Source organism: Planococcus sp. MB-3u-03 (genome assembly GCF_002833405.1).
Classification (GTDB): Bacteria; Bacillota; Bacilli; order Bacillales_A; family Planococcaceae; genus Planococcus.
In genome coordinates this window covers 2,433,900-2,446,968 of record NZ_CP025135.1, presented here as the reverse complement: position 1 = coordinate 2,446,968, position 13,069 = coordinate 2,433,900, and the positions used below count along the sequence as shown (strand labels likewise).

Sequence of the window (13,069 nt, the reverse complement as noted above, 5' to 3'; positions counted from 1 at the left end):
ATGAACAAATTAGTGAAAAGCAAAAAGAAATTTGTAATAAATATTGGGGCTGGACAAAAAGAAATCGAAGGAAGTTTTAAATTTATTCTTAATACTTGTGAGGCTATAGATTTTCAGTTTAAATAGTGAACAGGAAATTCGTAATAAGGTATTAAAATTATATCAAGATGAAAAACCCAGAATTGCGATTTGTCTTAAAAGACGCTTTATAAAGGAAATGGATTGATTTTGTGAAAATTAGCTTAAATAGTTTAAGTGTATATGTTGTGTTTATTTATATATTGTTAGTATTTTTCTATATTCCAGTTGATTACCAAAAATACATAGATGTGTTATATCTTATTGTTACGGCAATTTTAATAGTTATTACTTTGATATATAAGCAAAGCAAAATTTATCTATCAAGTTCAATAAAATGATATTTTGTTATACATTTACTTTTCACTCACTTTAATTATAATTCTTTTGTTAGTCAATATACTAAAACTTACTCTATATTAAACTATCTATTTCTCTTAACTATAATTTTCTACTTTTACCGTAATAATATTGACTTGAGTAAAGCACAAAATATAAGTTTTTCTAGGTTATATATGTGCTAATGCTTATTGGGATATTGATTCAGTATACTTTGAACTTTACTGATGATGTAGAGAATTTCAGTTTTATTACTACTTGGGATAAAAATTACACTGGTGTAATTTTATTTTTATTCTTCTTGTTTTGTCAAAAACCAATACTTTTTAGGAAAGTATTGGTGATTGTTTCAGTCTTTATCGTTGGTAGCAGGGGTCTGCTTCTTATGGTTTTTATACTATTTAACCAGGTATATGAAGAAATTAATTTTAGTATTGAAACAAACTGTTCTTTTAAGAAAACAGTAACTGTTTTGATTATTTTAACTTTATCTTCATTCATATTTAGCCTATTTTGGACTAATTATGTTGCATCAACTAATGTACAGGACTATCAAGAAGGACTAAATGATTCATCTAATAAAATTCGATTTTAGCTAATATTAAGGCAGTAGAACTTTTGATAGAAGAAGAATATTTACTTTTCTATGGTTATGATAATGACATTAAAAGTTATTTGGGTATTGATTCAATAAATACATCGGAACACTCTGTTTATGGTGGTGTAAGATTGGTTCAGACACATAATAATATTCTTAATATATTTATTAAAACAGGAATAGCATTTGCTTTAATATATTTACTTATTTTATCGAAAATAATTGATAAATATTATATTAAAGAAAATATAGAATACATCTTTCCGTACTTAATTAATTCGATCATAATGCATTCAATGCTGAATACTGGTTTTTGGTTTTGGATACTTGTTCTTCATCTTCCTAAGGTGAACAAAAGTCTTATAAAGCTAAAAGGAATTAAAATTTACTCATGAATTTCCAGAGTATTACTTATATATCTTAAAACATATATTTACAAACTTATGTTGATGGATAAATATAAATACTAGATTTTATTAGCCATTGACCTCAAATATATGACGATTATTATTCACACTTAGATGGTGGAAGGGGATTTTAAAATTTAAATAAAGATTTTCCTAAGCTTCAGGAATAGTCACAGTATTTGAAGAAAGAAATCGGTAGAAAGTTCGGTTGATCTACAAATTGTAACTTATCCATCTGAGCCTGATTTTGTATTCATAATTTTAAACTAAATTTTCTTTAAATATTCACTTATCATCCAATATAGGAAGTAGTCATAAAACAATAGTAAGAATCATATATACTGTGAATTTTTAGTTATCAAATTTGAATGAGAGTGAGTTTCACAAAGTAATTAATAAGAAAGGATCTATCTAAATCCTTCTGGTAGAATTTAGTTTTAAAATTTTTGATTTACGAAGAATCTTTAGGATGCGTTTTTATCGGGTAAAACGATTCAATATTTCTAAAGCTCTTATTTAACCGCCCAAACTTAAATATATTGTAATAAAGTAATTAAAATGATGAAAACTTCAATTATTCATGAACACTAAAATTAAATATTATTTAAGAGACTATCTCTTTTTATTAAGTATTATTAGATAGCGTGTAATATTTTATATGTAACGTTACCTTTTTAAGAGGCTATGCTTTTAATGAGATTAATTAAGAAATAATCGTGTGTATTTTTAAGATAAATTGATAAAGTCGTAAAAATGTCTGTGAGTTTAAATTAATTACAACTATTTCGTACATTAACCAAAATAGGGAATGTTTATTGTGAAGTTTAAAAGGTGAAATTAAATAAAGTAGTAGAAGCAGGAGGGGTGGTACACACTATCTAATTTCTTCGTTAGAGGTATGGAATTTCTAACGATACCAGTGTTTACAAGACTTTTGACTACAGAAGAATATGGAATTGTTTTTATTTTATTATACATGGGTAGCTTTATTCACTATAATCCTTAGTTTAAATTTAGTAGTGAATGTCGGTAGAAAATATGACTTTAAAGATGACTATGATAATTTCTTGGCAAGTCTAACTTTTTATCTTTTCTTTTATTCTTATTTTATTTGATAATTTTTATCATATTTAACGGATTTTTCTAGAAATTACTAATTTAACAAAACTACTTTTCTTTTAATGGTATTCCAAGCTTACTTTTCTTTTATACGTCAATTTACTTTATTAAAACTTAAATTTGATTATAAATATAAAACAGCATCAGTAATCAATATCTTATTTTCCTTATTAGGATTATTTCTTTCAATATTTTCATAATCAACTTTTGAAGAAAACAAATATTTAGGTCAAATATTAGGTTCATGGATTGTAATAATTTTGCTAGGTGTTTTCTGCGCTGTTTATTTACTTTTAAAAAGAGGTAAACTTTTTCTGGAGATACTGGAAATATGGACTATCTTTATCAATTCCTTTAATTTTGCACAATCTATCAAATATAAAATGCTCAATTTGATAGAATAGCCATAATAAATATATTGGTGATGCAGAAACGGGCATATATAGCTTTGCGTATAACATTGGAATGATTGTAAGTGTATTAATGATTTCAATTAATGAAGCATGGGTTCCCTGGATGTATGAAAATTAAATAACAATCAATTTTCGATCTTATTGGAAAGAGCAAAATTTATAGAAATATATTTAGTCTATTATTCACTCTGATTCTTTTATTTCTCCTGAGCTTATTAAAATAATGGCTAGTGAAGAATACTGGGCTGGGTTATATATCATTCCATGGATTTTATGGCTTATTACTTTCAATTTATGTATATCTTTGAAGTCAATGTGGAATTTTCTATAAAAACAGGATTAATTTCACTTGGGACTATTTCTTCAGCATTGATAAATATTATTCTAAATATAATATTTGTTCCCCAATATGGTTTTATAGCTGCTGCAATTACCACAGTGATTTCTTTTTCTTGCTCTTTCTATTTCATTACATTATTACTAACAAAATTATAAAGGTAAACGTTTTGGTGCTAAATTTCATTTTATATCAATCATTCAAGGTTCTTTAATCATTATAGTATTCTTTTAATAGAAAACTTGGTAATAATCAGATATTTATTAATATTTTCTTTAATATTTATTGGTTTTATTTACTTTAAAAATATTAAATAATAAATTGCTTGAATAATATAAAGTACAAATATAATTTTAAATAACAAACAGAAGAGTTTAAAACTTCTCTCCTGCTTTTAATTTATACCAGTACCAGATTGTTTTACTTCGAAATAGATCATTTAATCATTTGTAAAAGTATTTTAATTAAGATAATTTCTATTAATTTTGGTGTTTGGTTTTAAGTAAAGACTTTATTTCAGAAATTAAGACATGATTCACTAAAAATAGGTGCTATTGTTTAGTGTTAGAGTTTATAAAATCTCTTTTTAGAATACAGCGGTATTGAGAATGAATCATTTCAATAATTAGAAATGATAATCGGATTCTTGAAAAGTTGTTTTAATTTCCAATATATACAAATTATATTTCGAGCTAGCTATCAAATGTGTTACAACAAATAGTCCTTTTAAATATTGTAAGTTAAAGTAATATCGCTAAGGTGTTCTTGTTTGTGTAGCTTATGTTTGAATTCTAAAATTCGATTTTATGTACTTACTACTGAAACTATCTTAAGCGTTTATCAACTTTATCTGTTTGAAAATCTAGACTTTGAATTGACTGTATAGGTATTAGCTTTTCTTAGCTAATTACTCCCAATAAGTAATTAGTAATACTATTAAAGAAAAGTTCTTGAAAGGAAATGGTCTTTTATGTGTGAATAATAAAAATTCTTGTTATAATTCCAGCTCGTGGAGGATCTAAAGGTATACCCAGAAAAACGTGCGTTTAATGAACGGTAAGCCATTAGTTACTTATTCTATCGAAAACGCAAAGTCGTGTGGTTTAGTAACTGATATTGTAGTCACAACGGATAATGAAGAAATTCAAAGTATTGCCAAAATAAATTAGGGTAGATTGTTTAAAAGAGATAAGGAACTATCGAATGACAGAGTTACTCTAGACCCCGTAGTGTATGATGCTGTGGAGAAAATGGAGAAATTCAAACAGATTTCGTATGATATTGTAATAACTTTACAACCTACATCACCCTTACTGAAAAGTGATACTTTAAATAATGCAATTGAAAGTTTTTAAATAGCGATGCTGATACGTATATAAGTGCAGTTAATGCACCCCATTTAGCGTGGGCCAAATACAAAAACCAATTTATACCTAAATATGAAAAAGAATGAACAGGCAAGAGTTGCCTGAAAACTACATCGAAACAGGTGCTTTTTATCACCAAAAGAAAATACGTTACAGACGAAAGTAGAATGGGGAATGTAATTTCAATTTACGAAGTACCAGAAGAAGAATCAATTGATATAGATACTAATAATGATTGGGTTATATGTGAAAGTGTTTTAAAGAAAAGAGAGTAGTTTTTAGAGTAGATGGATTTAAAGAACTTGGCATGGGACATATTTACCATTGTTTAACTTTAGCTTATAATTTGACGGCTCATGAAGTAATATTTGTGGCTAATGAAGAACATTTAGAAGGAATAAATAAAATTAAAAGCAGTTTTATGCCCTATGTTCTCATTAAGTCTGACGAGGATTTTTAACTTTTAACTTCTTGGAATGCTGATGTAGTAATAAATGATTGTTTGGATACAAGTGAAGAATATATTAAAAGTTAAAAGTTTAGTGGAGAAGGTTATTACTATAGAAGATTTAGGTGCAGGTGCAGAGTATGCAGACGCAGTAATAAATGCGCTTTACAATAAAGAAATAAAGTTACCTAATGAATATTACGGTGAGAATTATGTTTGTCTCAGGGATGAATTTCTTATTAATAAACCTAAAGAGTTCACAAAAGTGTTAATACCATATTGGTGATTTTGGAGGAACGGATCCTTCTAATTTAACGAAGAAAATATACGAATTGGCATCAAAGATAAATGGGATAGATCCTAAATACAATTCAATTTCATTATTGGCAAAGGTTATGATGGAGATGAGAATGGAATAGTTACTAATCAGCAAAAGAAAATATTTGTTCTTAAAGATGTAAAAAGAGTCAGTGATTATATGAAAAAGCTGACTTGGCTTTCACCTCACAGGGAAGAACTGTTTTGAATTAGCCTCATTAGGGATTCCTTCAATTGTTTTGGCTCAGAATGAGAGAACAATTACATACTTTTAAACAGATGCAAAATGGGTTTTAAACTTAGGTATTGGAAAAGTATATCTTTAGAAACAATTAAATCTACTTTTAACTGGTTAGTAGAAGCTGATCAAATTAGATATGAAATGCGAGAGCTTATGTTAAGCTACGATTTGAAAAAAGGGATAAACAGAGTAATAGATATAATTTTAAAGGAGGACTAGAAGTAATGAATACAATTATTAACAGAGCAAAAGAAGGTAAGTTCGTTCTAATAGCTGAAATTGGTGTCAACTATTACGATATAGCTAAAAAATTGAATATCACAGTGATGGAAGCAGCCAAATTAATGGTAAAGGAAGCCAAAGAATCAGGGATTCATGCAGTTAAATTTCAAACATACAAAGCTGGAACTTTAGCCGCCAAAGAATCTCCATCTTATTGGGATACTAGTGAGGAAACAACTACATCACAATATGAATTATTCAAAAAATTTGATAGTTTTACTTATGAAAACTACAAAGAGTTAGCTCAGTACTGCGAAGATTTAGAAATTGAGTTTTTGTCAACCGCATTTGATATAGAATCAGCTGATTACCTTTATGACTTGATGAATGTTTACAAAATATCTTCCTCTGACCTAAACAACTTACCTTTTGTTGAATACCAAGCTAAGAAAGGTAAGCCTATCTTATTATCGGTTGGAGCAGCTAATGTAGATGAAATTGACCAAACACTAGCAACAATTCGAGAATATAATGACCAACCTATAATATTGTTGCATTGTGTACTAGAATATCCAACTCCCTCCAACCATGCGAACCTTAATAAGATAGTCAGTTTGAAGGAAAGGTATCCTCATGTAATTGTTGGATATTCGGATCACACAAAACCAGATATAGATGCAGATATTATTAAAACAGCGTTTAATCTAGGTGCCATTGTAGTAGAAAAACATTTTACTTTAGATAAGACATTACCTGGAAATGATCATTATCATGCCATGGATCCAAACGACGCACGGAAAATTGTTAAGGGTATTGATTTCATTCAAGAAATTAGAGGCTCATATGCTATTAATTATTTAGAAACAGAGTTAGCTTCTAGAAAGAATGCAAGAAGATCTTTAGTCTCTGTGGGCTTCATTAAAAAAGGTCAAATAATTGATGATGATATGCTCACGTTCAAAAGGCCAGGGACCGGTATCCCACCATCAGATATAAAAAATATTATTGGGAAAAAAGCTGCAGTTAACATTACTAATGATTCTATCTTAAAATATGAAATGATAGAGAAAGAATAATCAAGATAGCAGTTAAATTCTTTAATATTTTGAAAATAGATTTAAGATAAAGATATTGAAATTATGCTGTGGAAATGAGGGTTTGAAATATGAATATTTTAGTAACCGGTGGTGCTGGATACATTGGATCGCATACATGTGTAGCTTTATTAGATGCCGGACACTCAGTAATCATTGCTGATAACCTATCAAATAGTAAAAAGGAAACCATTAAAACTATATCCAAGATCACAAGCAAAGAAGTTCTTTTTTATGAAATTGATGTCACTAATGAAAAGTTGGTTGAGGAAGTTTTCATTAGTCATGATATTGACGGTGTTATTCATTTTGCAGGATATAAGGCTGTAGGTGAATCAGTAATGAAACCATTTGAGTATTATCATAATAATCTTGTTAGCACTATGGTTTTAGCAAATGCTTGTCAGAAATTTCAGATAAAAAAATTTGTATTTAGTTCTTCTGCCACTGTATATGGAGAAAATTCGGTACCTTTTATTGAGACGATGAATCTTTTACCTACAACTAATCCTTATGGTGAAACGAAAGCTATGAGTGAAAGAATTTTATCTGACATTGCAAATGCAAACCCCTCAATTTCTTTGTCAATTCTACGTTACTTTAATCCAGTTGGAGCCCATGAAAGTGGTCTAATTGGAGAATCACCTAACGGAATACCAAACAATTTAATGCCATACATAACTCAAGTTGCAAAAGGGAAACTTGAAAAATTATGGATATTTGGAAATGATTACAAAACAATTGATGGCACAGGGATTAGAGATTATATTCACGTTGTAGATCTTGCAAATGGTCATGTCGCGGCATTAGAAAATCAAACTGCTGGAATCAATGTTTATAATTTAGGTACCGGTAAAGGTACAAGTGTATTAGAATTAGTCAATGCTTTTGAAAAAGCAAACAATATTTCAGTTCCATATGAAATTACAAACAGAAGATCTGGGGATATTGCATCGTGCTATGCAGATGTTTCAAAAGCAGAGAAAGAACTAGGGTGGAGAGCTTTACGGGATATCATCATCATGTGTCGAGACTCATGGCGGTTTGAGAAAAGTTATACCGAAGAAAAAATAATAACTTAATATTGATATTTGGGGAGTTTCTAATAATAGAAAGCCTTTTAGGTATTCTATGTGAATGAAAGTCAGTTTTCTGAAGCTGAAAAGTAAAAGTTTATACCAACAGGAATTATAATGAAATAAATTAAAATTTTCTAATGAGTAAGATAAAAGACCTTCTCTAAATTTTATGAAATCTTGGACTTCTAATAAAGAATTACAAACATACTATATGCTTCACGCTGGAAATGAGTTGAGAAATCAGTGGAAGCAAAGGTGCTAGTTTTATCATTTTGGTCATGGTCACAGTAACAAACTACAAATTATAAGGTAAGGTTGAGGTATTGGTCTCACATATCTAATGTTTTGATGTTTTAGTAAGAGGAACATACATGATACCAAATACTAAAACAATGTGGTCATGCCATGCTGATGATAATTTCAATACTTATAATAATGACACTGATGATTGTATTTTCGCTTACGAAGACCAGTGCTAAAGCAGAAGCAATTAGCCAAAACATCGAGCTGAGCTCAAAAGCAAGAAAAATAAATCATAACTTTATGGTGATGTGGGAGTTTTCTGTTAAAATATGTTGACTCGTCGTGCTAATTTTAACTAACTAACTAAAAGATTATATTTCAATAAAGATATAAAGGAGAATAATATGACGATTTTAGTATGTGGGGCGCCGGATATATTGGTAGCCACACCGTAAAAGAATTGACAAGTAAATACGATGTCGTCATTTTGGATAACTTAACTACTGGTTATCCCTTTTATTAAATGACAAAGCTACCTTTGAACAAGGCGATTTAGGAGATTCAGCAGTGTTAGATCGCATTTTAAGAAATATGATATTGATGCGGTATTCCATTTTGCAGCAAATAGCTTGGTCGGCGAGTCTGTTAAAATCCTTTAAAGTACTATAAGAATAATGTCAGCGCTACTATTACTCTTTTAGATAAAATGATGGAGTACGGAGGTAAATTCATTTTCTCATCAACGGCCGCTACTTACGGCATTCCAGACACCGATTTAATCACAGAGGATACAGCTACGAATCCGATCAATCCCTACGGCAAATCGAAACTGATGATAGAAGATATCTTGTCTGATATTTCAGATGTACATAATTTAGAGTATGTAGTATTACGCTATTTCAATGCAGCTGGAGCTCATGAGTCAGCAGAAATTGGAGAAAGTCATGATCCCGAAACACATCTAATTCCAATCGTCTTGCAGCATTTGCTCGGGGAGCGTAAGCAAATTTCTGTATTTGGTACAGATTATGATACGTCAGACGGTACATGTGTAAGAGACTATATCCATGTTACTGACTTAGCTAATGCGCATATCTTAGCTTATGAAGGTCTGGTTAACAAAGAAGTAGCCAATGAGGTATTTAACCTTGGGAACGGCGCTGGTTATTCCGTTAGAGAAATCATTGAGGTATGTGAAAAGTCTCTGGGAAATCAGCAGTTATTGATTATGCTGATCGCCGTCCAGGTGACCCTGCAACTTTAGTGGCGTCTTCTAAGAAAATTGAGGAGAAGCTTGGCTGGAAACCTCATTTTGATTTGGAAGAGATTATTGGTAGTGCTTGGAGATGGCATTCGAAAGAAATAAAATAGAGCTTGGCTGTGTACGACACAATTTAAAGTGAAAAGCCAGTAGTCGGTAGAACCGATTACTGGCTTTTCTATTTCTTTATTAACTGAGAATAATCTTACTAAGAAATATCTGACTAACCATTTTTCTGCATGCAGATTTAAATACTCACAAGGTAAACGCTTACTTTATTTTCATTATTTATTAAATTGGTATAGACAACTATACCTCTTGAAGATATGGTGAGTTTAAGAATACATAAAGGGGTGGAAATTTTATGTTTGGTTTTCTTCAAAAAATAGGGAAGTCGTTGATGTTCCCGATAGCGACATTGCCGGCTGCGGCTTTGTTGCTGCGTTTTGGACAGGATGATTTGCTTGGGATCCCGTTCATGTCGGCAGCTGGTGCGGGGATTATCGATAACTTGGCGATCATCTTTGCGATGGGGCTTGCGATGGGGCTTGCACATGATGGCAGCGGGGGAGCGGCATTGGCCGGTGCGATTGCGTATCTGGTGTTGACCTCCGCGATTGTCACGATCAACGAGACGATCGATATGGGCGTCTTTGCCGGAATTATTTCCGGGATTGTCGCAGGTCTCTTGTACAATAAATTCTATAATGTGAAATTTCCGCAATGGCTGGCCTTTTTCGGCGGCAGGCGTTTTGTGCCGATTATCACCGCAGCCGCCATGACCATTTTGGCGGGTGTGCTCGGTGTTGCCTGGCCTCCGATCCAGGATCTTATTGACGGTGCCGGCAACTGGATTTTGAATGCAGGCATGTTTGGCGTTGGCGCGTACGGGTTCTTGAACCGCCTGTTGTTGCCGACGGGGCTTCACCACGTTATCAATACAATTGTCTGGTTTGATTTTGGCACATTCACCACTGCCAGTGGAGAAGTCGTGCGCGGGGAAATTAACCGTTTCCTTAGAGGAGACCCAACGGCAGGTCCATTCCTGTCCGGGTTCTTCCCAATCATGATGTTTGGTTTACCGGCTGCGTGTCTTGCGATGTACGCAGCAGCGAAAAAAGAACGCAAAGCATTGGTTGGCGGGATGTTCTTCAGTATCGGCTTTACGTCATTTTTAACAGGGATCACCGAACCGATTGAGTTTACGTTCATGTTCTTGTCGCCTGTTTTGTATGTTGTCCACGCGCTACTAACGGGCGTATCGATGATGGTCGCTTATGCTTTGGATATTCATCACGGTTTCGGCTTTTCAGCCGGAGCGATTGACTATGTGCTGAATTTCGGACTCGCTACCAACCCGCTCATTTTATTGTTGGTGGGACTCGTGTTCGGCGTCATTTACTTCTTCATCTTCTATTTCTTGATCGTCAAACTGGATTTGAAAACACCTGGCCGTGAAGACGAAGACGAGGATGCAGACAATCTAGGTTCAGGCGATAATGCCCTTGATGTTCGGGCGTATCACACCATTGAAGCACTGGGCGGCGCGGATAATATTGTCGCGACCGAGTACTGCACGACGCGTCTGCGCATGACGCTGAAAGATGCAGATCTCGTCGATGAAAAAGCGCTGAAGCGTCATGGGGCGATGGGCGTCATGAAAATTAATAAAACAAATGTACAAGTAGTCATCGGAACGGCTGTGGAATTCCTAGGAGATGCAATGAAACCGCGTGTGGCAAGCGGCAACCCGGCTCCTGAGGCGGGTACGGAAACCGCAGCGGTCGCAGAAACGACGAGCGAGGAACCGGCAATGAAAGAAATCATCCCGAAAGATTTCGAAATGCCAATCCAAGGGAAAATCATTCCGCTCTCGGAAGTGCCGGATGACGTGTTTGCAAAAGAAATGATGGGGCCTGGATTTGCCATCTTGCCAACTGGAAACGTTCTTCATTCACCAGTTGACGGCCGTGTGGTCAGCGTATTCCCGACGAAGCACGCGATCGGCATCGAGACCGATACCGGCATTGAAATTCTGATCCACGTCGGCTTGGATACGGTGAAACTGGACGGCGAAGGCTTTGAGCTATTCGTAGAACAAGGGCAATTGGTCCAGCGCGGCGACAAATTGCTGAAGTTGGATCTGGAATTCTTGGATGCCAATGCACCGTCTCTCGCAACGCCAGTCATCTTTACCAATCTAATAGACCAAAAAGTCATCGTCTTGAAAGATGGCGATCAACCGCAAGGAACCCATTCCATTGTAAAAATTGAATAGAAAAGTAGAAAAGCCAGGACATCCATTGCGATTTTCCTGGTTTTTCCTAAGGAGGGATCAACGTGAAGAACAGCCTATTGGTTTCGGGCATCACCATTGCGGATGCGGTGGAAGAAAGTGTTGTAGGGGATATCCTCATCGAAGACGGCAAAATAAGCCGCGTGGCTGAAAAGATCGACGTCGAAGCGGACGTTCATATAGAAGCAAGCGGCAAAAACTGGACAGCGTTTCCCGGATTTATCGATGTCCATATCCACGGGGCGGCAGGGCATGATGCGATGGATGCAACGCCAGAAGCATTAATTGGCTTAGCGGAAGCTTTGCCGAAAGAAGGCACGACCAGTTTTCTCGCGACCACGATGACACAATCGGATGAGGCCATTTCAGCGGCGTTAGAAAATATCCGTGAGTTTCAAGCTAGTGAAGGGCAGGCAGAGATGCTTGGTGTTCATTTGGAAGGACCGTTTATTTCTGCAGAGCGTGCAGGGGCGCAGCCGATTGAACATATTGTTGAAGCCTCGTATCCGTCATTTCGTGAATGGCAAAAAAAGAGCGGCAACCAGATCCGTTTGGTAACTTTAGCGCCAGAAACCCAAGGTGCCATGGAGTTTATCAAAAAGCTGACGGAGGATAAGGTCGTTGCCTCCATCGGCCATTCCGATGCCACATTCGAAGAAGTACAGGCAGCCGTTCGTTCCGGTGCGAGTCACGTGACGCATCTGTATAACCAAATGAGCCCGTTCCATCACCGCAAGCCGGGTGTTGTGGGAGCGGCGTTAATGGAACAGGGTTTGATGGTCGAACTCATTGCCGATTTCATTCACAGCCATCCTGCGTCCGTCGAAATGGCGTATCGTCAAAAAGGAGCCGAGCGCTTGATGTTGATTACCGATGCCATGCGCGCAAAAGGCTTGCCCCCAGGCGTCTATGATTTAGGCGGACAGGATGTACAAGTGACCAACAAAGACGCACGGCTCGCGGATGGCACGTTAGCTGGCAGCATCTTGACGATGGATAGAGCGATTCAAAATGTCCAATCTATCACCGGCTGCAGCGTCAATGAATTGGTGGCTATGACATCCGCCAATGCGGCAAACGAACTGGGCCTAGCGGATAAAGGCAAGATCCGTGACGGTGCGGATGCGGATATCGCCATTTTGGATGACGACTTGAACGTCCAACTGACCATTTGCAGAGGAACAATCGCCTACAGGAAGGAATGACTGT

General features: G+C 34.9%; 6 protein-coding genes and 3 pseudogenes. All 9 read left to right on the top strand.

Going from position 1 to position 13,069, the window contains the following annotated elements; translation table 11 throughout:
• Positions 1-2,296: 2,296 nt before the first annotated feature.
• Positions 2,297-2,428: pseudogene (locus tag CW734_RS20105) on the top strand (hypothetical protein); the annotation flags it as partial.
• A gap of 530 nt (positions 2,429-2,958) precedes the next feature.
• A complete protein-coding gene (locus CW734_RS20100; protein ID WP_157824196.1) occupies positions 2,959-3,072 on the top strand; it encodes a hypothetical protein in 114 nt (37 codons plus the stop codon).
• A 1,256-nt stretch (positions 3,073-4,328) separates the two neighbouring features.
• Positions 4,329-4,460, top strand: a pseudogene (locus CW734_RS20095) (cytidylyltransferase domain-containing protein); the annotation flags it as partial.
• A gap of 692 nt (positions 4,461-5,152) precedes the next feature.
• Entirely contained in the window at positions 5,153-5,392 is a 240-nt protein-coding gene (locus CW734_RS18495; RefSeq protein ID WP_198551091.1) for a hypothetical protein, read from the top strand.
• A 497-nt stretch (positions 5,393-5,889) separates the two neighbouring features.
• Complete coding sequence (locus CW734_RS13515; protein ID WP_101191029.1) at positions 5,890-6,963, top strand: N-acetylneuraminate synthase family protein; 1,074 nt, start codon at positions 5,890-5,892, stop codon at positions 6,961-6,963.
• Positions 6,964-7,052: 89 nt separating this feature from the next.
• Entirely contained in the window at positions 7,053-8,063 is a 1,011-nt protein-coding gene (gene galE, locus CW734_RS13510; RefSeq protein ID WP_101191027.1) for a UDP-glucose 4-epimerase GalE, read from the top strand.
• A gap of 658 nt (positions 8,064-8,721) precedes the next feature.
• A pseudogene (galE, locus tag CW734_RS13505) lies at positions 8,722-9,674 on the top strand (UDP-glucose 4-epimerase GalE).
• A 254-nt stretch (positions 9,675-9,928) separates the two neighbouring features.
• A complete protein-coding gene (gene nagE / locus CW734_RS13500) occupies positions 9,929-11,842 on the top strand; it encodes an N-acetylglucosamine-specific PTS transporter subunit IIBC (protein ID WP_101191026.1) in 1,914 nt (637 codons plus the stop codon).
• Between the two features lie 62 nt (positions 11,843-11,904).
• The gene (gene nagA, locus CW734_RS13495) at positions 11,905-13,065 is read left to right on the top strand and encodes an N-acetylglucosamine-6-phosphate deacetylase (RefSeq protein WP_101191024.1); all 1,161 of its coding nucleotides are present in this window, start codon (positions 11,905-11,907) and stop codon (positions 13,063-13,065) included.
• The last annotated feature ends 4 nt before the right edge of the window (positions 13,066-13,069 follow it).